Source organism: Enterobacter sp. MGH 38, from assembly GCF_000492855.1.
GTDB classification, from domain to species: Bacteria; Pseudomonadota; Gammaproteobacteria; order Enterobacterales; family Enterobacteriaceae; genus Enterobacter; species Enterobacter hormaechei_C.
The window spans coordinates 1,557,857-1,578,721 of record NZ_KI535608.1; the positions used below are offsets into that span (position 1 = coordinate 1,557,857).

A 20,865-nucleotide genomic window follows, 5' to 3' on the forward strand; every position below is an offset into this window, starting at 1 on the left:
TTCCTTATCAATACGCCCGGGATGCCCAGAACGCCGTCAGGCGTTCCCAGGTCAGTTCCTGCGTTGAATGAAGTTGTAATCCCGCATGGTTCAGGCCAGGTCCAATCCCGACCGACAGCATTCCTGCGGCGTTGATCGCATCTACCCCTGCGGCGGCATCTTCGATACCAATGGCCTCTTCAGGACGCACGTTCAGTCCTTTACAGGCCGCAAGGAAGATTTCCGGGTCCGGCTTTGAGCGGCTAATACGCGAAGCATCGGCGCAAAAATCGAAAGCCTGATGAATACCCAACGCGTGCAAAATCCCAGGAGCATTAAGCGATACGGATGCCAGGCCAATTTTGACCTTCGCGGCGCGAATATCCGCCAGCACGTCGCGAATACCCGGCAGCAGCGAATCCTGCGTCAGTGATGCCAGCGACTGGAAGTAAAGCGCGTTTTTTTTCGTCGCCAGCGCCAGGCGCTGCTCGTCACTGAACATCCCCTCTTTCCCGCCATGTTTCAGAATGCGCTGGAGGGAGTCCATACGGCTTATTCCCTTCAGCTGTTCGTTAAATACTTCATCGAAGGTGATACCAATCTCCTCCGCCACGGCGCGCCAGGCCAGAAAGTGAAGATGCGCGGTATCGGTGATCACCCCGTCCAGATCGAATACAACAGCGTTAAGCGTCATGGCGCCCCTCCGTGGTAGCGGTCCCATTAACAGGTACAAGAAAGTCCTTACGCTCACAGACCTTTCGCCCTGATACATGCAGCGTTTCACCCCACAGCGTCAACGTGACAGGTGCGGTGGTTTCAATGGTTAACTGGTCATCTTCACAGGTAATGTGCATTGTTGCGCCCCGCCACCGCAGCGGGAAGGCGAGTTTCTGCCAGTGAGCAGGCAGCTTCGGCGCAAGATGCAGCTCCCCTTCGCTAATGTGCAGGCCAGCAAATCCCTGGATGGCGCCCAACCAGATCGCACCGGTGGCGGCGGCATGAATACCGTCATCACTGCTGTGCGGGTCGTCCCCCAGGTCGATGGCAATCCCATCGCGCCAGAAGGCATACGCCCCCTCGGTGTCACCGCAGCGTGCGAGCACGATGCCGTGAATGGCTTTACTCAGGGATGAATCATGGATCGTGCGTGGCTCGTAGAACGCCAGATTGGCGGCACATTGCTGCGGCGTAAACCGTTCCGGCAGCAGGTAGTTAAGCATCACCACGTCGGCCTGCTTCAGGATCTGCATCTCGTTCACTTCCGCGCGAGAGTAATCAAGCAGAATGGTTTGCTTACCCGCTTTGGCTTTATAGCGGCTCAGATCGATGGCAGGTTTTGCCATGAAGGTATCATCCTGCGGGATCACACCCTCTGCGTCGGCCTCTGGCAGCCACAGGCGCGCCAGGAACTTACCGGCATTCTCCGTAAAACGCGCATCTTCACGCCCAAATTTCGCCATAAACTGACGCGCGCAGGCCACGTTGTGCCAGGCCAGATAGTTGGTGTAAGCGTTGTTGTTGACATGCTCGGTGTATTCATCCGGTCCGATCACGTCATGGATCTCAAGACGACCATTAATTTCCGTCGCGCGTCCCATCCAGAACGAAGCGGTTTCCATCAGCAGCGTCAGACCCTCATTGCGCATAAAGGCATCGTCGTGTGTTGCCTGCCAGTAAGCGACAACGGCCCAGGCAATATCAGCCACGATGTGGTGTTCAGCGAGTGCGGAGGCGACCTTCTGGCGAACCCCGGTGCGGATGTTAATGGCTGCGAATTCTGACGTCTCTTCCTCTCCGCTGGCGGCGCTTTCCCACGGGAACAACGCGCCCGGCCAACCGTTACGGCGTGCTTTTTCACGCGCGCCAGAAAGATTCAGCCAGCGATAGCGCAGCAGGCTGCGGGCAATCTGTGGACGGGTAAACAGATGGAACGGCAACAGGAAAATTTCGGTATCCCAGAAGACGTGCCCTTTGTACCCTTCCCCCGTCAGCCCTTTCGCGGCAATGCTGCTTCTTTCGCTATGGGCTGGCGTCATTGTCGTCAGGTGCCAGACGGCATAATCCAGCGCAAGCTGATCCTGCTGTTCTGCACAAGTCACTTCCACCCGAGCGTCACGCCATACCGCTTTCCAGGCATACGCTGAGCTTTCAAGCAACGCATCGTAGCCTCTTGCCGCGCAGACTTTGAGATCGGCCAGCGCGTTGCGGGCGAAAGACTCCTGTGAGAGCGCTTTATCGCTGCGATGGGTCAGCCAGACGATCTTCTCAAGCGTGACGGTGTCACCTTGCGAGATAGTCAGAGAATGATGAACGCTGAGGCGACGATTTTTGGCGGTGAAACAGCTGTCGCTCTGAGCGGAGAGCTGACAAAACGCCGAAACAACAACTTCAGACGCCCGGTCCTGCGTTTCATACACACCCTGCATGTAGTGCTGGTCAAAAACCCTGACCGAGATTTCATCCAGATGCTGCCTGCCGCTGTTCGTCTGTGTCGCATCTATGCCGGTTTTCAGCACGGCCTGAGCGGCGCCATCAAGCGGTGTAATCGAGAGCTGCATTGCCACTAAGGGCAACTGGTCCAGCGAAACAAAACGACGGCTCTCGAGGCGATAGCGTTTTCCGTCCGGCGAACGCCAGACAACGTTACGATGCAGTTCGCCGTTAGCAAAGGCCAGCTCGCGTTGCCACTCAAGAATTTCGCCTGAAAGGAGCGTGAAATTGACGCCGTCCAGCTCAACTTCAACCCCGGTGACATCCGGCAGATTGATCAGCTCTGTGGTTTCGTTGCGTCCCGCGCGATGATACAGCCCCGCGAGATACATGCCTCTGGTCTGCTGGGTGTAATCTTCTTCATGCGTGGCGCGAATGCCCATGTAGCCATTGCCGCAGGCCATAATGGACGCGTACTTATTCAGGCTATGCGGGCAAAAGCTCGGATCGGTTAATACAGACTGGTTCAGCATAACGTCACGCTTTCCCCTGTTTCCGCGGCTTCATATAACGCCGCGACTAATTGCTGGATCACCAGCCCCTGCTCCGCATCGGCAATCATGACCGGCTCGCGCAATACGTGGCGAACAAACGCGTCCATACTGCGCAGATGTCGGCGATCGTCAGCTTCTTCCCGCTGGGTCAGCGTCTGTAAAACACCGGCTTCGTCGTTATAAATGTGTGCCGGGAACAGCGTTGCACCCGCCTTCTCACCGCAGAAAGAGACGTTCATGATCGACTGCTCGCGGATATTAAGCGCAAAAGAGGTATCCAGACGCAGAATGCCACCGTTGCAGAACTCAATCGTGCCAAACAGGGCATCTTCCACGGTAAACTGCGCAGGATCCCATTCGCCAAACTGGCCGGTGTGTTTCCGGTTCCCCAGTCTCTGGAAGCTGTGCGCGGTTACCCGTTTCACGGTCGGGAAACCCAGCACATACATCGCGGCATCCAGCATGTGAATGCCGATATCGATCAGCGGCCCGCCGCCCTGGAGCGATTTATTGGTGAAAACGCCCCACCCCGGCACACCGCAACGACGCAGCGCCTGCGCGGAGGTGAAGTAAATTTCACCGAGCGTTCCGTTCATTACCGCATCGCGCAGGAGCTGGGTATCCAGCGCAAAGCGATGGTGAAAATCGTACGCGAGGACTTTTCCGGCCTTGCGCGCCGCGAGACGCATCTCATCCGCCTGGTGCGGCGTCATCGCCGGCGGCTTTTCACACATCACATGACAACCTGCTTCGAGAGCCGCCATCACATGTTCAAAATGGAACCGGTTAGGCGAACAGACGCTCACCACATCCGGTTTTACTTCCTGCAACATCTCGTGAGCGTCCTGCCATGCCGATGGAATAGCATAACGTTCCGCGAACGCCTGTGCCTGCTCAAGGCGGCTGTCCATGACAGCCACCATTTGAACATCACTGCGCGTGGCGTAATACGAGGCATGCACTTTGTCTGCAACCTGCCCGGCGCCAATGATGGCGACGCGCAGAGGCAAAGGTGTAGAAGCACTCATCACGCTCGTCATCCTTAGCATTCACGCAAGTAAGTGAGAGAGTCCTTATAGGCCTGAGCCGGATCGTCGGCACGCACCCGGCACTCGTACACGACGTAACCCTGATAATTATCGGCACGCAGCTGATCGAACAGGCTGGCGAAATCGAGGCTGCCGCTGCCCGGCTGATAGCGGTGGTTATCAGCAATGTGCACATGACCCAGCAGGTCGCGGTTCTGATGCAGCGCTTCCGTCAGGGAGTCTTCTTCAATATTCATGTGGTAGAAATCACCGATGATCTGCACGTGCTTCAGGCCGTTCTCTTCGATATAACGACGCGCGTCGGCCAGAGTGTTGATCATATGATCCTGATAGCGGTTCAGCGGCTCCAGGTAGACGGTAGTACCGGTGCGCGCTGCCACCTCATCCAGCCAGCGCAGGGAAGCGCTGACCGCTTTGCGATCGCCGTCCAGACTACGTGGCGAAGTCATTGGCGGCAGACGGAAGGTAAACATCCCCCAGGCAGCCGGAACGATAATCCCTTTTCCGCCCACTTCTGCCAGCGCTTCCAGAATGCGTTCAATCTGCTGTAGACCGTTCAGGCGGCGTTCTTCAATGAAATCCCCGATCCAGCCATCGTATCCGCCACAAGCCGTCGTGACCGGCAGGTCGGTGGCTTTGATAGCCGCTTTTACTTCGTCGAGGTTTTCCACCAGCAGTCGGCCATCAATTTCGTAGCCATCAAATCCCATCGCTTTGATGTATTCGAATTTTTCCATGATAGCGGTCGGGAAAAAGGCCTGGTTTTGTGTTGCGATTTTCATGATTGCTGTCCTTAGCTTAAAAAGTGACGCCCATTTTGATACTGAGTTCCGGGTGCTGATCGACATACTTCATATAGCTTTCCGGGCTGGTGGTGAAGGTGACGACCGGGTCGATCAGATCTTCGCAATTGAGATAACCGTTCATCAGCAATTCCCAGCAGGTCTCTTCAATACGCTTGCGGCTCCAGCGCGGATAATCCGGGTTGGGTTCACTGCATGCGCGGGAGAAGACAATTTTGGCATTATTGAAGTGTGCTTCGCGACCAAGGTTGAAGCCTGCCGCAAACGGCTTGGCGAAAGCCACGTAGGAGATCGTTCCACCGTAGGCGAGACCGCGCAGCGCAGATTGCAGCGCATCTGCAAATCCGCTGGTTTCGATGATCACATCGGCGCCCTGCTTGCCGGTCAGTTTCTTAATTTCCAGACCGACATCGGTACCGATTGGGTTCAGGCAGTGGTCTGCACCGTGACGGCAGGCGATCTCACAGCGATGTTCGATAGGATCGACACCAATAACCACTGACGCACCGGCTTTTTTCGCCAACTGAATCGCAATCTGGCCAATCGCGCCCAGCCCCACAACCACGACGAAATCCCCTACGCGGACGTTAGCATCACGCACGCCGCTCATGGCGAACTGCGCCGGATCGTAGCAAACGGCGTTTTTCCAGGATGCGCCCTGCGGCATTTTGCGCAGCTTATAGTTGTTCACCGCGTTTACGATGACCGTTTCCTGCAACGGGCCGTAGCAGCAGACGCTGTCGCCGATCTGGTATTCCGTCACGTCCGCACCACATTCGATAATGTCGCCGACGATCATGTTCCCCAGCTGGAATTTACCAAATTCGATGCCGCGCGCTGCACCTTTTTCACGCGGGGTAAACATCTGCCACTCAGCGTTGAACTCTTCATCGATGAACGGGCTTGCCGCGCGGAAATCCACGACTTCGGTGCCGTGTTTCGGGGCACCATAACGGGCACGAATCTTCACCTCATGTGCTGCAACAGGACGATCTTCGTATTCCACCAGCGCCGCTACACGAGGCGCTGTCGCAACTAATTTTTTCATGACTGACTCCTTGTTAATATCGGCCGCCTCAGCCCTTCACGCCGCCGGCGGTCAAACCACTTTTAATGAAACGTTCAGACAGGGCATACATAATGACGACCGGAAGTGCCGTTACCAGCGATGCCGCCATCATGCGACCCCAGATGTAATCTGGCGTACTGAAGAGCGTGTTCAGCCCCACCGGCAACGTGAAGTTGCTGGCGCTGGACAGGAAAATGGAGGCGAACAGATAGTCATTCCACGCCACCATGAAGCAGTAGACAAAGACCGACACCAGACCCGAGATCGCCAGCGGCACGGTGATGCGGAAGATGATTTGCAGGCGGTTCAGGCCGTCCATCATCGCGGCTTCTTCGATTTCGTCCGGGATGGTGTCGAAATAGCTGCGCAGCATAAAGACCGCGGTAGGCAACGTCTGCGTCACCATGGTGATGATCAGCGCCAGTTCGGTGTCATAAATGCCGAGCGCGGTGATGATTTTGAACAGCGGCACCACCAGCAGGATCCCGGAGAACATATAGACGGTGTAGAAGCTCGCATTGATCGTCGTACGCCCTTTAAAGCGCAGTTTGGATAACGCATACGCGCCCAGCGTGCCGAGAAACACCGCAATGACCGAGGAGGTCAGCGACACCACCATGCTGTTACGGAAGTAATCCACAAACGGGAAAATCAGCGGGTTAAAGATGTCGATGTAGTGCTGTAGCGTCCACTCCTGCGGCAGAATGGTCGGGTGCAGCGAGATCGCCTCTTTCGCGCTTTTGAATGACGTCATCAACATCACAAAAAACGGAAACAGCGTGATAATCAGAAATAGCGCCAGTCCCAGATAAAAACCGATACGGCCCAGAACGCGTTTATTTGTTGCCATTGAGGTTTACCCTTTTTCTGGTCAGCAGAATGACCGCGAAGATGATCACAAACAGCACAACGGAAATGGCGGCTGCTTTACCCAGGTCATTGAACGCAAAGGCGGTTTTGTAGAGATATACGCCCAGAATGTCGACCTTGGTGGTGAGCAGATACACATCCGCAAACATGTAGAACATCCAGATGGTTCGCAGCGTGACCACCGTGGCCAGCACCGGCATGATGGCGGGCAACGTCACGATACGAAAACGCTGCCAGGCATTCGCCCCGTCCATCTCTGCCGCTTCGTACAAGGATTTATCAATGGTCTGTAGAATCGCGAGGAACGAGATAAAGGCGTATGGGAAGTAACGCCAGATGGCGAACAGCACGACCAGGACAAAACTGCTGCCAGGGTTATCGAACCACAGCGGCGCCTGATCGTAGAGATGCAGCAGATCAACGCCCAGGTAGTTCACAATCCCGTAGCCGTTGTTGAACATGTATTTCCAGGCAAATACCAGTGAAATAGACGGCGTCACGTAGGACAGAATCACCAGTGAACGTGCCGTTTTCCGCATGCGGAATTCACGGTTAAAGAAGATCGCTACGGCCAGTCCCAACCCGGTGCTGCCGAGCACGACCAGGGCCGTATACCAGAACGTCATCCACAGGGAGTGCCAGAACGCAGCATCGCCCAGAATGCGAATGTAGTTATCCAGGCCGACGAACACCGCATCAATACGCGGGTTCAGCGGTAAACGTAAAAAACTGATTTCAATGTTGGAAATCATTGGCCAGGCCACCAGGCCCCCCAGCAAAATCAGGCTGGGGGCCAACAGCAGCATGGCGAAAGGCATATCTGAACGACCAGAAAACAACGTCTTCATAATTCCCTTCGCAAAGCGCTCCTATCGTTGTGAGATCAGGTCAGTCAGTTTCTTCTGGCTGTTGCTTAACGTCGCATTGAGATCTTTTTGTCCCACCGTTACGTTATGCACCATGGAACTGATAATGCCGGACCCGGTAACATCTCCCATGCGGGTAAAGTTTTTGTCGCCTACGGCGCCAAATACCTGGACGTTCGGGAACTGCGCAATCAGCTCGTAAGGCAGTTGACCAAAGGCTTTGATCACGTCGTTGTTTTTCCAGCTCTCAGTGCCCACCACGAGTTTGTTCACCGGCAGCGCCGCACCAGGGGACATCATCACCCAGTCAGACGCGTTTTGAGCCTGCTCCATCCAGGTCACAAATTTTTCTGCCGCCTGCGTTTCCTCTTCGGTCTGGCCGGTCGTGATCGTCAACGAGGTGATCATGCCGTACACGGCTGATGATTTTTCCGTCGGGACCACGAACCCCAGGTTGGCCGGATTGCCATCTTTGTAGACCGCGGGCAGGATATAGGTGGAGTAAACGGCCATCGGCGCAGAGCCGTTCATGAAGGCGTCTTTGATCTCCATGACATCATTCGAGCCCGGCATGGTGTTCGCGGCCAGTGCCCGATAAAACGCCAGCGCTTTCGACATTTCAGGGGTATCGATTTTCACGTTGCCGTTTGCATCAAAGACGTTGGCTCCGCCTGACAACGCAAACTGCGAGAAAGCCTGCTCGGTCATGACGCTTTCTGCGGTTGGCAGCGCGATACCGTAATGTTTTTTCGCCGGATCGTTGAGCGACTGACTGGCCTTCAGCAGTTGCTCCCAGTTGTGCGGTTCTTCGATTCCTGCTGCCGCGAGCGCATCTTTGTGATACCAGACGCCGGACAGCCAGGCGCTAACCGGCACCCCCGTCCATGCCTTGCCGTCTTCAGTGCGAACAACGCGTAAAATGCCGTCATAAAAGGTATCTTCACCGACGGCTTTAATCGCGTTGCCGATCGCGTCACGGTCCAGCAGTTGCTCTTTATCCATGACTTTGGCGTAGTCATGGCTGACTTCAATCACTTCCGGCAGCGCGCCGGTACGGGCCAACGTAATGACCTTGGTGTTATAGGCATCTTCCTCAACGGGTACCTGTTTCACCGTAATAGTCGGGTTCTCTTTCTCGAATTTTTCGATCAGTTTCGTAATAACTGCCTGACGCTCCTGTTCTACCGACGAGTGCATAAACTCAATGGTGACCTGAGATGCTTTATCGTCCTTACAGCCTGATAACAGGGCGCACGAAACCAGTGCTGATAACAGCACAATTTTGGGCATTTTCATTTTAGGGTCCTTTTTAGTTTTCTTTAATCCACATTACCTGCCATGGATTGAGGTTCAGTTCCGTACCGCTAATATCGTGTCCTGATAGTAATTCCCTACCAAAGAGTGTTTGTCCATAAATGGTCTGCATTTTAGTGCTAAAATTAAATAATGCTGTCATTCGCTCGCCATTTTCAGCAACACGAACAATTTTAAGGATATGTTCGCCGATTGCGTCAAAAATAGCCTGACTATCCGGATGGAACGCACTCTCGCCGCGACGAATAGCAATAAGCTCACTCAAACGAGAATAAATTTGATAACGAATACTCTTCTTATTATTGAGTTCCAGATCAACCTGACCTGCGGTGTATTTCTTCCTGTTTATTGCGCGGTTATATCCAAGACGTTCGACACCTTCATAATCGTTACGCGAACCGAGAATGCTTTGAATATATACAGCCGGTACGCCAGGAAAACTTAACAACACAGCATGCGCCAGGATGAACCGCGCAATGCGCTCATCATCTGAGCTGTCTCGCAAACTCAACGCATCAAGATAGGTGACATTAATTTCATAGGGGCTTCGCGTACCGTCAGGATTATTTTTCCAGTTGACCAGCGCGCCTTCCTGCTGAAGCTTTTCAACCAGCGAGAGGAGCTCTGATTCCGGAAGGATGCCGCGTAACGGGTTCAAACCGATACCATCATGCGAGGCCAGGAAATTAAACCAGGTGGTATGAGTTGAAGGCAGCGCCAGTGACCCCGCCCACTGGCATAGGGCTTTAACATCCTGACGATGAACAGCATGCAGCACCAGCGGAGGTAAGGAAAACTGATAGACCATCTGGGCTTCATTTTCACCATCACCGAAGTAAGAGACATTGTCTTTGTGGGGAACATTTGTCTCAGTGATGATCACCGTTCCAGGCGCCACAGCGTCCGTAATGGCGCGGAACAGCTGGATAAGGCAATGGGTTTGTTCCAGATGGATACAGGTGGTTCCCGGGATCTTCCACATAAACCCGACCGCATCCAGACGGATATAACGCGCCCCTTCCATGAGGTAATGGAGCAGAACGTCAACCATGGCAATCAGCACCTGCGGCGAGGCGAAATTGAGATCGATCTGGTCATCGCTGAATGTGGTCCACAGATGACGAACGCTGCCATCATGAAGCGTGAACGGCGTCAGCAGCGGTAATGCGCGTGGACGCGTCACCGCGGATAAATCGGTTTCGAGGTCGACAGAAATAAAGAAATCTTCGTAGCCCGGCTTCTGCGCAAGATAATTAGCAAACCATTCGCTTTTCGCTGACATATGATTGCAAACGAAGTCAAACATTAAGCTGGCTGACTGTTTTAATTCTGCGACATCTCGCCAGGTTCCTGTTTCAGGAGCAACCTCGTGATAATCAATGACGGAAAATCCATCATCCGAAGACCACGGATAAAAAGGTAACAGATGGACATGGGAAAACGTACGAGAAAGCCATTCATTATAGAACCGGGTAAATACCGGCAACGCTTGCTCCCCTTTTGTGGAGAACTGATCGGCATAGGTAATCAGCACAACGTCTTTTTCATCCCAGCCTGACTTACGCTTTTCCGTAATATTAGCCGCCGCTTTTTCAAGCTTAGTTAATAACACGTTAAGGTGTGCATCTGAAAATGATTCACCGTAGATATGATTGATGAGTTTTTTAATTTTTGCGTTCACATTATTTTCCATGGTAGCGGTCCCACGGAGTGGCAATCTACTCCCATGAAAAATAACTGTCAACGGACCCGGGGGCAGAAAGCAGCATTCTCAGCGCAGCGCAACGCATTATTGTGAGCTGCCGCAAAGAAAGCAGAAAAGCAGAAGAAACGCAGAAAGGAAAGTCATGCCCCTTCTCTGGGGGAGAAAGGGCTTATGCGGGAGGATCTAGCGTGACAAGTAGCGCCGGGAAACGCGTTTTGCCAGTTTCTGTAACAGCGGCTCCAGAGCGACCGCCAGCATCATTCTGACCGGCTTGCGGGCAACAGACTTGATCGCCCAACCCGCCACACCGGCCGGGCCATAACGTAACGCCGTCATCAGAACCAGTTTACCTGCGATTTTCAGGCCGGGTTTTACCTTCTGACCGGCCTGTTGCCAGTTTTGTTTCATGTAAGTTCTCTCTTAAAGCTGACGAAAACGACTTCTCAGCGTAAAGGTATCGGAGGTGACATAACGTTCCATCTCGCGCAATCGCTTCTCCCCTGCGCTCAGCTGTTCATCCACCGCGTTCAGGAGATCGCTGCTGGTTGGCGTGTTCTCAGCATTCAGCTCACCTTCCGGCATAGGATCGAGTACAAACGACAGAATGATGTATGCCACCAGTGTAATAAAGGCCAGACCGAAGAAAATCGACAATACGGTGACCACACGCACCAGTTTTACCGGGACATCCAGATAGTGCGCCAGCCCGGCGCAAACGCCCCGAACCATGCCCTGCTGTGGGATCCGCCACAGTTTTTTATTCAGATTCAGTCCAGCCATTACCGTTCCCTCCAGTTTGGGTGTTCCGCGTCCAGGATGGCTTCCAGCGCCTGAATACGTTCGCGCATTTTATTTGCCTCGGCAGAGAGCTGCGCCAGCCGCTGTTGTTCACTCTGCGACAGCTCACCGCGTGAAGAGCGGTTGCTGTAGTGCAGCCATAACCAGATGGGCAGAACAAACAGCACGAAAATGGTCAGGGGTATAGCCAGAAAAAGCGCGCTCATGTGTACTCCTTGTCTAACGATGCGGCACGCTCAGGTGCCGCAGGAATTATTATTGGTTGTCTTGTTTCATTTTGGCTTTCAGCGCAGCCAGTTGCTCGCTAATTTCATCATCGGCCTTCAGGTCAGCAAACTGCTGATCCAGGGTTTTCTGCTTACCGATGCTGTGGCTTTCGGCTTCCGCTTCCATGTGGTCGATACGACGTTCAAACGATTCGAAACGCGCCATTGCTTCATCCAGTTTGCCGCTGTCCAGCTGGCGACGCACGTCGCGGGACGAGCTTGCAGCCTGGTGGCGCAGCGCCAGCGCCTGTTGACGTGCACGGGTTTCGCTGAGTTTGTTTTCAAGCTCACCAATCTCTTTCTTCATACGCGTCAGAGTATCATCCACCAGCGTCACTTCATGTTCCAGCGTGGCAACCATGTCGGTCAGCTTCTGCTTCTCAATCAGCGCAGCGCGGGCCAGATCTTCTTTATCTTTACGCAGCGCCAGTTCCGCTTTTTCCTGCCACTCGTTAAGCTGGGCAGTCGCCTGCTCGATACGACGTGTTAACTGCTTTTTCTCTGCCAGCGCGCGGGCGGAGGTGGAGCGTACTTCAACCAGCGTGTCTTCCATCTCCTGAATCATCAGGCGCACCAGCTTCTGCGGATCTTCCGCTTTCTCCAGCAGCGAGTTGATGTTGGCGTTCACGATGTCGGCAAAACGAGAAAAAATACCCATAATTCAATCCTCATAGTTCTGTTATCGGGCGATGCCCTGCTCAACAGATAATACAAATCCCATGCCAACTTTTTATCTTATTGATTTTACTCAATGTGATTGATATTTATCCATCCAGCGGCTATTCTCACCTGGTGAATATCACTAAGGAGTGGTTAATTTCATCATGACTGACTATAAGGATAATTTGCTTGGCGAAGCCAACAGCTTCCTGGAAGTGCTTGAACAGGTTTCGCGCCTCGCGCCGCTGAATAAACCGGTGCTGATTATCGGTGAGCGCGGAACGGGTAAAGAACTTATCGCTAACCGCCTGCACTTTCTGTCTGGCCGCTGGGACGGCCCTTTTATTTCCCTTAACTGCGCGGCGTTGAATGAAAATCTGCTCGACACCGAGCTGTTTGGTCATGAAGCTGGCGCCTTTACCGGCGCACAAAAACGCCATCCCGGACGCTTTGAGCGCGCCGATGGCGGAACGCTTTTTCTCGACGAGCTGGCGACCGCGCCGATGCTGGTGCAGGAAAAGCTGCTGCGCGTCATTGAGTATGGCGAACTGGAACGCGTTGGCGGCAGTCAGCCGCTCCAGGTCAACGTTCGCCTGGTGTGCGCCACTAACGCCGATCTGCCCGCGATGGTGGCAGAGGACAAATTCCGCGCCGACCTGCTGGACAGGCTGGCTTTCGATGTCGTTCAGCTGCCGCCGCTGCGGGAGCGACGTAGCGATATCATGCTGCTGGCCGATCAGTTTGCCATTCAGATGTGTCGGGAACTGGGCCTGCCGCTCTTTCCGGGCTTTAGCGAACAGGCCACTGAGACCCTGCTCGGTTACCACTGGCCGGGCAATATTCGTGAACTGAAAAACGTGGTGGAACGGTCCGTTTACCGGCATGGCAGCAGCGAAACCGAACTGGACAACATTATTCTCGATCCGTTTCGTCGCGAGGATAAACAGCCCCCGGTTCCGGCGACGCGCCAGCAGGATCCGGCGTTGCCGCTCGATTTACGCCAGTTCCAGCATCAGCAGGAACAAAACTTGCTCGAGCAGAGCCTGAAAGAGGCGAAATATAATCAGAAACGGGCGGCTGAACTGCTGGGCCTGACCTACCATCAGTTAAGGGCATTGCTCAAAAAACATCAAATGCGCTGACATTATCAGCACTTACCCCCAGACATTTTTACGAAGCAGGCGTAAGTGCGATACACTTTGCAGATCGAATCTAAAAACCTTAAAAACTATGCGCCTGGTTTTATCGTCCCTGTTTGCACTCGGTCTGTTCAGCAATCTGGCCTTTGCTGCGCCCGATCGCGCTGTGCCCCCTGATATCCGAGAGAGTGGTTTCGTCTATTGCGTCAGCGGGCAAGTTGATACCTTTAACCCACAAAAAGCGGGGAGCGGCCTGATTGTTGATACGCTGGCCGCACAGCTCTACGATCGCCTGCTCGACGTCGATCCTTATACCTATCGGCTGGTTCCGGAGCTTGCTGAAAGTTGGGAAGTGCTTGATAACGGCGCCACATACCGCTTTCGTCTACGCGATGATGTCGCCTTTCAGCACACTCCGTGGTTTACGCCAACCCGTAAACTCAACGCGGATGACGTGGTTTTCACCTTCCAGCGCATATTCAACCGCAATCATCCGTGGCATAACGTTAATGGCGGGAACTTCCCCTATTTCGACAGTCTGCAATTCGCGGACTCGGTCAAAAGCGTTCGTAAGCTGGATAACCGCACGGTTGAGTTTCGCCTGACGCGCCCGGACGCCTCCTTCCTCTGGCATCTGGCGACGCACTACGCCTCGGTCATGTCAGCCGAATACGCAGATCAGCTGACGAAAAAGGATCGTCAGGAACGTCTCGATCGTGAGCCAGTGGGCACAGGTCCGTTCCAGTTAGCAGAGTACCGCGCCGGACAATACATTCGCCTGCAACGCCACGATCGTTTCTGGCGCGGCAAACCGCTGATGCCGCAGGTAATTGTCGATCTGGGTTCAGGTGGAACAGGCCGACTCTCCAAACTGCTGACCGGCGAGTGCGACGTGCTTGCCTGGCCTGCGGCCAGCCAGTTGACCATTTTGCGCGACGACCCACGCCTGCGCCTGACCCTGCGCCCGGGAATGAACATCGCTTATCTGGCGTTTAACACCGATAAGCCGCCGCTGAATAATCCGGCCGTGCGCCATGCGCTGGCGTTAGCGATCAACAATCAGCGTCTGATGCAGTCGATTTACTACGGGACCGCGGAAACCGCCGCCTCTATTCTTCCGCGCGCCTCCTGGGCCTATGACGGCGAGGCGAAGATTACCGAATATAATCCGGCGAAAGCGCGCGAACAGCTTAAAGCGCTGGGGGCAGAAAACCTGACGCTACAGCTGTGGGTGCCCACCAGCTCTCAGGCGTGGAACCCCAGCCCGCTTAAAACGGCTGAGCTGTTGCAGGCTGATATGGCGCAGGTGGGCGTTAAGGTGATCATCGTGCCTGTCGAAGGCCGTTTCCAGGAGGCGCGTCTGATGGACATGAATCACGACTTAACGCTGGCTGGCTGGTCCACCGACAGTAACGACCCGGACAGCTTCTTCCGTCCTCTGCTGAGCTGTGCGGCAATCAACTCCCAGACCAACTACGCCCACTGGTGTAACCGGGAATTTGATGCCGTGCTGCAAAAAGCGTTGGCGTCTCAACAGCTTGCCTCACGCATTGAGGCCTATGATGAAGCGCAAAATATTCTGGCCAGAGAACTTCCCGTGTTGCCGCTTGCCTCTTCCCTGCGCCTCCAGGCCTACCGTTACGATATTAAAGGGCTGGTACTCAGCCCGTTTGGTAACGCCTCCTTCGCGGGCGTCACCCGTGAGAAAGAACAAGAGGTGAAGAAACCATGATTATATTTACCTTGCGTCGGCTGCTGTTACTGCTGGTCACCCTGTTCTTCCTGACCTTTGTCGGCTTTAGCCTGAGCTACTTTACGCCGCACGCCCCGCTTCAGGGCTCATCCCTCTGGGACGCCTGGCTGTTCTGGTTTAATGGCCTGCTACACTGGGATTTTGGCGTGTCCAGCATTAACGGACAGCTCATCTCCGAGCAGCTGAAAGTGGTTTTCCCGGCCACCATGGAGCTGTGTGTACTCGCCTTTGGCTTTGCCCTCATGGTGGGGATCCCGGTGGGGATGCTGGCGGGCATTTATCGTAATAAGTGGCAGGATAAATTCATCAGCGCGCTTGCCTTAATTGGCTTTTCCATCCCTGTTTTCTGGCTGGCGCTGCTGCTTACCCTCTTCTTCTCACTGACGTTAGGCTGGCTGCCGGTATCTGGCCGTTTTGATCTGCTGTATAACGTGCAAACGGTGAGCGGCTTCGCCATCGTTGACGCCTGGCTTTCTGATTCAGTCTGGCGCGACGAAATGATCGTGAGCGCGCTGCGCCACATGGTGCTGCCGGTGCTCACGCTGGCCGTCGCGCCGACGACCGAAGTAATTCGCCTGATGCGTATCAGCACTATCGACGTCTTCGATCAAAACTATGTGAAGGCCGCCGCCACGCGCGGACTGTCTCGCCTGACGATTCTCCGTCGCCATGTGCTGCACAATGCGTTGCCACCCGTAATCCCACGTCTTGGGCTGCAATTTTCAACCATGCTGACGCTGGCGATGATCACCGAGATGGTTTTCAGCTGGCCGGGCCTTGGACGCTGGATGATCAACGCCATTCGCCAGCAGGATTACGCGGCGATCTCTGCCGGCGTGATGGTGATTGGCTCCCTGGTCATTATTGTTAACGTTGTTTCCGATATTTTGGGTGCCATGGCCAACCCATTGAAGCATAAGGAATGGTATGCCTTACGATAACGTCTACAGCGAAAAGCGCACGCCCGGTGCGCTACGTACCGTGTGGCGTAATTTTTACGGCGACACCACGGCGATGATCGGCTTTTACGGCTGCATTGGCCTCGTGTTGCTGTGCGTTTTGGGTTCGTGGTTTGCACCGTATGGCATCGATCAGCAGTTCCTTGGTTATCAGCTTTTACCGCCGTCGTGGTCGCGTTACGGGGAGGTTTCGTTCTTCCTGGGGACTGACGATCTCGGACGCGACGTGCTAAGTCGTTTACTGAGCGGCGCCGCACCTACGGTAGGCGGCGCGTTCGTGGTCACCCTGGCTGCCGCGATCTGCGGCCTGGCGCTGGGCATTTTTGCCGGCTCAACCCACGGGCTGCGGTCGGCCGTGCTTAACCATATTCTTGATACCCTGCTCTCTATTCCTTCGCTGCTGCTGGCGATTATCGTCGTGGCTTTCGCGGGGCCGCACCTCACCCATGCGATGTTCGCCGTCTGGCTGGCCATTCTGCCGCGCATGGTGCGTTCGGTTTACAGCCTGGTTCACGACGAGCTGGAAAAAGAGTATGTCGTCGCCGCCCGTCTGGATGGCGCCACCACGTTTAATATTTTGTGGTTTGCCGTGCTGCCTAACATTGCCGCCGGGCTGGTGACGGAGATCACCCGCGCCCTGTCGATGGCGATTCTGGATATCGCAGCGCTGGGCTTCCTGGACCTTGGCGCGCAGCTTCCCTCCCCGGAATGGGGCGCCATGCTCGGCGATGCGCTGGAGCTGATTTACGTTGCGCCGTGGACGGTCATGCTGCCGGGCGCGGCCATCATGGTGAGCGTGCTGCTCGTTAACCTGCTGGGCGACGGGATCCGCCGCGCAATCAATGCGGGGGTGCAATAATGCCGTTACTCGATATCCGCAACCTCACGATAGAAATTAAAACGGGCGAAGGCTGGGTCAAGGCCGTGGATCGCATCAGCATTACGCTCGCAGAGGGCGAAATCCGCGGGCTGGTGGGCGAATCGGGTTCGGGGAAAAGTCTGATCGCCAAGGCCATTTGCGGCGTGGCGAAAGACAACTGGCGGGTGACCGCCGATCGTATGCGCTTCGACGACATCGATCTGTTGCGTCTCTCCCCGCGCGAACGCCGTAAACTGGTGGGCCATAACGTCTCGATGATTTTCCAGGAGCCGCAATCCTGTCTCGATCCGTCCGAGCGCGTCGGGAAACAGCTGATGCAGAACATCCCCGGCTGGACCTATAAAGGCCGCTGGTGGCAGCGTTTCGGCTGGCGCAAACGCCGTGCCATTGAGCTGTTGCACCGTGTCGGGATCAAAGACCATAAAGACGCGATGCGCAGTTTCCCCTACGAACTGACCGACGGTGAATGCCAGAAAGTGATGATTGCCATCGCCCTGGCGAATCAGCCGCGTCTGCTGATTGCGGACGAACCAACGAACGCGATGGAGCCAACCACCCAGGCGCAGATTTTCCGCCTGCTCACGCGTCTGAACCAGAATAACAACACCACCATTTTGCTGATCAGCCACGACCTGCAAATGCTGAGCAAGTGGGCGGATAAAATTGATGTAATGTATTGCGGCCAGACGGTAGAAACCGCGCCAAGTGAAGACCTGGTGACGACGCCACATCATCCCTACACGCAGGCGCTGATCAGGGCGATCCCGGACTTTGGCAGCGCGATGCCGCACAAAAGCCGTCTGAATACGCTGCCTGGCGCGATACCGCTGCTGGAATCGCTGCCCATTGGCTGCCGTCTGGGACCACGTTGCCCGTATGCTCAGCGTAAATGCATTGAAACACCGCGCCTGACAGGGCCGAAAAACCATCTGTTTGCCTGTCATTTCCCGCTGAACATGGAGAGAGAGTGAAATGGTCGAAACCTTACTGGAAGTACGTAACCTGAGTAAGACCTTTCGCTATCGCACCGGCCTGTTTCACCGTCAGACCGTCGAGGCGGTTAAACCGCTGAGCTTTACGCTGCGCGAAAAGCAGACGCTGGCGATTATCGGTGAAAACGGCTCGGGCAAATCGACCCTGGCAAAAATGCTCGCGGGCATGGTCGAGCCAAGCGGCGGTGAAATACTGATTGACGATCATCCTCTGGAATTTGGGGACTATTCTTTTCGCAGTCAGCGCATCCGGATGATTTTTCAGGATCCGTCGACGTCCCTGAACCCGCGCCAGCGTATTTCCCAGATCCTGGATTTCCCGCTGCGGTTGAATACCGACCTGGAGCCGGAAGCGCGTCGCAAACGGATTGTCGAAACCCTGCGTCTGGTAGGCCTCCTGCCCGACCATGTCAGCTATTACCCGCACATGCTGGCCCCGGGCCAAAAACAGCGTCTCGGTCTGGCCCGCGCGCTGATCCTGCGCCCGAAAGTTATTATCGCCGACGAAGCGCTGGCGTCGCTGGATATGTCGATGCGTTCGCAGCTCATTAACCTGATGCTGGAGTTACAGGAAAAGCAGGGGATCTCTTATATTTACGTGACTCAGCACCTGGGCATGATGAAACACATCAGCGACCAGGTGCTGGTGATGCACCAGGGAGAAGTGGTCGAGCGCGGCAGTACCGCTGACGTACTGGCCTCCCCGCTCCATGACCTGACAAAACGCCTGATTGCCGGACACTTTGGTGAAGCATTGACGGCGGACGCGTGGCGTAAAGATCGTTAGCCGTTGCGTAACCCGCTTGCCAGCAGAGTAAACACCTCTATGGCATGCGGAAGGGTCTTCTGCGGTTCATCACTCGCGGCAATCAGCAGAGCCGCATTCAGCGCAGCGCCGTTCAGCAGATGGGCTGCGACTCTGGCATCCATCTTTTTGATTACGTTGCACTCCATCATTTTTTCGATGGTCTGACGGGTCGACTCAAGGCAGTTGTTCTGGCTGGGCCATTGCGCCGGGTCACCCAGAACAGCCGGGCCGTCAAGAAGGACGATACGCTGAACTTCCGGAACGAGCGCCATTTTGATATAGGCGATGCCCTCCGCCAGCATTCGCTCCCAGTCATCTTCGGCGGCGGCGGCAATCGCTTTCGCGTTTGCTGCCATTTCGCTGTCTATCTGCGCGACCACCGCCGCCAGTAATCCCTTCTTGTCGTTGAAATTATGATATAGCGCGCCGCGTGTTAACCCCACGCTTGCCGTGAGTTCATCCATTGACGCTGCGGCATAGCCTTTTTCAGCAAATGCCTTCCGCGCCGCCTGAATCATTTTCTCGCGATTTTCCTGGGCCGTTTCAGCACGACGTTTTGTAGCCATGGGACTTCCTTCATTAAGCGGTAATTATAATTTGACATACGCGGCGTATGTGGATTACATTTTTGACATACATCGCGTATGTTACTTCTACTGCGTAAGCACAACAATACCTCTGACAGAAAAGGAAAAGCCATGCATCCACGTGACCCCGTCTTTCCGGCTAATCGACATGCCCTCTATGAAGAGCATGGCTATTCAGCAGCAATCCGCTATGGCGATCTGTTATTTGTTTCCGGTCAGGTTGGCAGCCGCAGCGATGGCACACCTGAACCCGACTTCCCCGCTCAGGTGCAGCTGGCGTTCGATAATTTACGGGCGACTCTGGCAGCCGCAGGGTGCACTTTTGACGATCTGATTGATGTCACGACATTTCATACCGATCCTGAAAACCAGTTCCCCGCCATCATGGAGGCGAAAAAACTGGCGTTTCCGCACCCCCCTTACCCAAACTGGACAGCAATAGGCGTTAACTGGCTTGCGGGTTTTGATTTCGAAATTAAGGTTATCGCCAGGATCCCTACGCCCGCGAATTAACATCTGGCAGCAAACTGATTTACCGTTAAGCTATCACTGACGCACAAATGAAAGACAGCATCAGCAACTATATTCTCTCCTGGGTAGAAGAAAATAACTTTACTATTTTACACATTGGTGATTTGGTTGCAGATATTGGATACAGCAGAAGAACCATCGAAACATGGTTTAATGAGAAGTATCGGCTCTCTTTAGGTGAATATATTCTCCGACGGAGGTTAAGCCGTGCCGCCATTATGCTGAGAATGACGTCGATTCCGGTGACGGATATTGCGTATTTATTCCATTACCAGAGCAGTCAGGGATTTTCCAGAGCCTTTAAAAAAATGATGGGGCTGACACCCTCTGAGTACAGATGTGCCAGAGGGTGGAATTTTGACATCTTACAGCCCTCTTTTTTATTAAGCGAACATGAAACGCCTGAGCTCGAGGTCTGCTATCTGGATGAAACGTTTATCTATACGCATGAAATTATCGAGCACGATCATCTTTTTGATACCTCAGTGCATGATATTACTAAAAAAATCAAAAAGCTCCTGACAGAAAACCGCCATGATATCGATAAAATTATTCTGATGCCCCGCCGCCCCGAGTTAGGCAAAAGCCGATCGTATCTGGTCGAGGTATTAATATCGTACGCGTTACAAAGCGACACGGTGACAAATAAAAAATCCTGCATTGTGCGTGGGAGATACGCAAGAATGCCCTTTAGCGGTAGCTGGGAAATCTACAGCGCGTTTAACAAGATTGCCTTCGTTAAGGCGATGGTAAATCAACGCCTGACGTTGCGTGACGGTATTTACCTGATGAAAATTAATGCGTACAGCGACGAGTCTGTCGATTTTGATGTTTTCATCCCCATCCTGTAACC

At 54.4% G+C, this 20,865-nt stretch carries 22 protein-coding genes; 8 read left to right on the plus strand and 14 right to left on the minus strand.

Translation table 11 applies throughout. From position 1 onward, the window contains the following. Positions 1-7: 7 nt before the first annotated feature. The 13 genes from pgmB to pspA form a co-directional block, all read right to left on the minus strand. Positions 8-673, minus strand: coding sequence for a beta-phosphoglucomutase (pgmB, locus tag L384_RS04100; RefSeq protein WP_023324784.1), 666 nt, complete (start codon positions 671-673; stop codon positions 8-10). Next, entirely contained in the window at positions 663-2,942 is a 2,280-nt protein-coding gene (locus L384_RS04095; protein WP_023324785.1) for a glycoside hydrolase family 65 protein, read from the minus strand. The genes pgmB and L384_RS04095 overlap by 11 nt, the downstream gene beginning before the upstream one ends. Further along, positions 2,936-3,994: a Gfo/Idh/MocA family protein gene (locus tag L384_RS04090; protein WP_111946901.1), complete on the minus strand. Its 1,059-nt coding sequence runs from the start codon at positions 3,992-3,994 to the stop codon at positions 2,936-2,938. The genes L384_RS04095 and L384_RS04090 overlap by 7 nt, the downstream gene beginning before the upstream one ends. An 11-nt stretch (positions 3,995-4,005) precedes the next feature. Continuing rightward, complete coding sequence (locus tag L384_RS04085) at positions 4,006-4,794, minus strand: sugar phosphate isomerase/epimerase family protein (protein WP_023324787.1); 789 nt, start codon at positions 4,792-4,794, stop codon at positions 4,006-4,008. Between the two features lie 16 nt (positions 4,795-4,810). Continuing rightward, positions 4,811-5,863, minus strand: coding sequence for a zinc-dependent alcohol dehydrogenase (locus tag L384_RS04080; protein ID WP_023324788.1), 1,053 nt, complete (start codon positions 5,861-5,863; stop codon positions 4,811-4,813). Positions 5,864-5,891: 28 nt separating this feature from the next. After that, on the minus strand, positions 5,892-6,734 hold the full coding sequence (locus L384_RS04075) for a carbohydrate ABC transporter permease (RefSeq protein WP_015570402.1): 843 nt from the start codon (positions 6,732-6,734) through the stop codon (positions 5,892-5,894). Further along, positions 6,721-7,602, minus strand: a complete 882-nt coding sequence (locus tag L384_RS04070) for a carbohydrate ABC transporter permease (protein WP_003856862.1) — start codon at positions 7,600-7,602, stop codon at positions 6,721-6,723. Before L384_RS04070 ends, L384_RS04075 begins: the two co-directional genes overlap by 14 nt. A gap of 21 nt (positions 7,603-7,623) precedes the next feature. Next, positions 7,624-8,916, minus strand: a complete 1,293-nt coding sequence (locus L384_RS04065; protein ID WP_003856860.1) for an ABC transporter substrate-binding protein — start codon at positions 8,914-8,916, stop codon at positions 7,624-7,626. A 13-nt stretch (positions 8,917-8,929) separates the two neighbouring features. Next, on the minus strand, positions 8,930-10,627 hold the full coding sequence (locus L384_RS04060) for a sugar phosphorylase (protein WP_023324789.1): 1,698 nt from the start codon (positions 10,625-10,627) through the stop codon (positions 8,930-8,932). 195 nt (positions 10,628-10,822) lie between these two features. After that, on the minus strand, positions 10,823-11,047 hold the full coding sequence (pspD, locus tag L384_RS04055; RefSeq protein ID WP_003856857.1) for a phage shock protein PspD: 225 nt from the start codon (positions 11,045-11,047) through the stop codon (positions 10,823-10,825). 12 nt (positions 11,048-11,059) lie between these two features. Continuing rightward, a complete protein-coding gene (gene pspC / locus L384_RS04050; RefSeq protein ID WP_003856855.1) occupies positions 11,060-11,419 on the minus strand; it encodes an envelope stress response membrane protein PspC in 360 nt (119 codons plus the stop codon). Next, complete coding sequence (pspB, locus tag L384_RS04045) at positions 11,419-11,643, minus strand: envelope stress response membrane protein PspB (protein WP_003856853.1); 225 nt, start codon at positions 11,641-11,643, stop codon at positions 11,419-11,421. The genes pspC and pspB overlap by 1 nt, the downstream gene beginning before the upstream one ends. 49 nt (positions 11,644-11,692) lie before the next feature. Continuing rightward, on the minus strand, positions 11,693-12,361 hold the full coding sequence (gene pspA, locus L384_RS04040; RefSeq protein ID WP_022651342.1) for a phage shock protein PspA: 669 nt from the start codon (positions 12,359-12,361) through the stop codon (positions 11,693-11,695). A 151-nt stretch (positions 12,362-12,512) separates the two neighbouring features. Between pspA and pspF the strand changes: the two genes are divergently transcribed. The 6 genes from pspF to sapF all read left to right on the plus strand — a co-directional run bounded on the left by pspF (position 12,513) and on the right by sapF (position 18,873). After that, a complete protein-coding gene (gene pspF, locus L384_RS04035) occupies positions 12,513-13,505 on the plus strand; it encodes a phage shock protein operon transcriptional activator (RefSeq protein ID WP_162184626.1) in 993 nt (330 codons plus the stop codon). Between the two features lie 88 nt (positions 13,506-13,593). After that, the gene (sapA, locus tag L384_RS04030) at positions 13,594-15,234 is read left to right on the plus strand and encodes an ABC transporter substrate-binding protein SapA (protein ID WP_003856847.1); all 1,641 of its coding nucleotides are present in this window, start codon (positions 13,594-13,596) and stop codon (positions 15,232-15,234) included. Continuing rightward, positions 15,231-16,196, plus strand: a complete 966-nt coding sequence (gene sapB, locus L384_RS04025; RefSeq protein ID WP_003856845.1) for a putrescine export ABC transporter permease SapB — start codon at positions 15,231-15,233, stop codon at positions 16,194-16,196. The genes sapA and sapB overlap by 4 nt, the downstream gene beginning before the upstream one ends. Beyond that, positions 16,183-17,073 carry a putrescine export ABC transporter permease SapC gene (gene sapC, locus L384_RS04020; protein ID WP_003856843.1) on the plus strand — a complete coding sequence of 297 codons (891 nt, stop codon included), beginning with the start codon at positions 16,183-16,185 and terminating at the stop codon, positions 17,071-17,073. Before sapB ends, sapC begins: the two co-directional genes overlap by 14 nt. Continuing rightward, on the plus strand, positions 17,073-18,065 hold the full coding sequence (sapD, locus tag L384_RS04015) for a putrescine export ABC transporter ATP-binding protein SapD (protein ID WP_003856840.1): 993 nt from the start codon (positions 17,073-17,075) through the stop codon (positions 18,063-18,065). The genes sapC and sapD overlap by 1 nt, the downstream gene beginning before the upstream one ends. A 1-nt stretch (position 18,066) precedes the next feature. After that, entirely contained in the window at positions 18,067-18,873 is an 807-nt protein-coding gene (sapF, locus tag L384_RS04010) for a putrescine export ABC transporter ATP-binding protein SapF (RefSeq protein WP_003856838.1), read from the plus strand. Here the strand turns inward: sapF and L384_RS04005 are convergent. Continuing rightward, positions 18,870-19,460, minus strand: coding sequence for a TetR/AcrR family transcriptional regulator (locus L384_RS04005; protein ID WP_023324791.1), 591 nt, complete (start codon positions 19,458-19,460; stop codon positions 18,870-18,872). The two genes, sapF and L384_RS04005, sit on opposite strands and share 4 nt — an antisense overlap. A 132-nt stretch (positions 19,461-19,592) precedes the next feature. Here L384_RS04005 and L384_RS04000 point away from each other — a divergent pair, with 132 nt between their 5' ends. After that, positions 19,593-19,994, plus strand: a complete 402-nt coding sequence (locus L384_RS04000) for a RidA family protein (RefSeq protein WP_023324792.1) — start codon at positions 19,593-19,595, stop codon at positions 19,992-19,994. 47 nt (positions 19,995-20,041) lie between these two features. Continuing rightward, a complete protein-coding gene (locus tag L384_RS03995) occupies positions 20,042-20,863 on the plus strand; it encodes a helix-turn-helix transcriptional regulator (protein ID WP_023324793.1) in 822 nt (273 codons plus the stop codon). Positions 20,864-20,865: the final 2 nt, after the last annotated feature.

Bases quoted from the DNA above. Each gene is read 5' to 3' on its own strand.
- pgmB (WP_023324784.1), bottom strand. From the start codon at position 673: ATGACGCTTAACGCTGTTGTATTCGATCTGGACGGGGTGATCACCGAT.
- L384_RS04095 (WP_023324785.1), bottom strand. From the start codon at position 2,942: ATGCTGAACCAGTCTGTATTAACCGATCCGAGCTTTTGCCCGCATAGC.
- L384_RS04085 (WP_023324787.1), bottom strand. From the start codon at position 4,794: ATGAAAATCGCAACACAAAACCAGGCCTTTTTCCCGACCGCTATCATG.
- L384_RS04080 (WP_023324788.1), bottom strand. From the start codon at position 5,863: ATGAAAAAATTAGTTGCGACAGCGCCTCGTGTAGCGGCGCTGGTGGAA.
- L384_RS04075 (WP_015570402.1), bottom strand. From the start codon at position 6,734: ATGGCAACAAATAAACGCGTTCTGGGCCGTATCGGTTTTTATCTGGGA.
- L384_RS04070 (WP_003856862.1), bottom strand. From the start codon at position 7,602: ATGAAGACGTTGTTTTCTGGTCGTTCAGATATGCCTTTCGCCATGCTG.
- L384_RS04065 (WP_003856860.1), bottom strand. From the start codon at position 8,916: ATGAAAATGCCCAAAATTGTGCTGTTATCAGCACTGGTTTCGTGCGCC.
- L384_RS04060 (WP_023324789.1), bottom strand. From the start codon at position 10,627: ATGGAAAATAATGTGAACGCAAAAATTAAAAAACTCATCAATCATATC.
- pspD (WP_003856857.1), bottom strand. From the start codon at position 11,047: ATGAAACAAAACTGGCAACAGGCCGGTCAGAAGGTAAAACCCGGCCTG.
- pspC (WP_003856855.1), bottom strand. From the start codon at position 11,419: ATGGCTGGACTGAATCTGAATAAAAAACTGTGGCGGATCCCACAGCAG.
- pspB (WP_003856853.1), bottom strand. From the start codon at position 11,643: ATGAGCGCGCTTTTTCTGGCTATACCCCTGACCATTTTCGTGCTGTTT.
- pspA (WP_022651342.1), bottom strand. From the start codon at position 12,361: ATGGGTATTTTTTCTCGTTTTGCCGACATCGTGAACGCCAACATCAAC.
- sapA (WP_003856847.1), top strand. From the start codon at position 13,594: ATGCGCCTGGTTTTATCGTCCCTGTTTGCACTCGGTCTGTTCAGCAAT.
- sapB (WP_003856845.1), top strand. From the start codon at position 15,231: ATGATTATATTTACCTTGCGTCGGCTGCTGTTACTGCTGGTCACCCTG.
- sapC (WP_003856843.1), top strand. From the start codon at position 16,183: ATGCCTTACGATAACGTCTACAGCGAAAAGCGCACGCCCGGTGCGCTA.
- sapD (WP_003856840.1), top strand. From the start codon at position 17,073: ATGCCGTTACTCGATATCCGCAACCTCACGATAGAAATTAAAACGGGC.
- sapF (WP_003856838.1), top strand. From the start codon at position 18,067: ATGGTCGAAACCTTACTGGAAGTACGTAACCTGAGTAAGACCTTTCGC.
- L384_RS04005 (WP_023324791.1), bottom strand. From the start codon at position 19,460: ATGGCTACAAAACGTCGTGCTGAAACGGCCCAGGAAAATCGCGAGAAA.
- L384_RS04000 (WP_023324792.1), top strand. From the start codon at position 19,593: ATGCATCCACGTGACCCCGTCTTTCCGGCTAATCGACATGCCCTCTAT.
- L384_RS03995 (WP_023324793.1), top strand. From the start codon at position 20,042: ATGAAAGACAGCATCAGCAACTATATTCTCTCCTGGGTAGAAGAAAAT.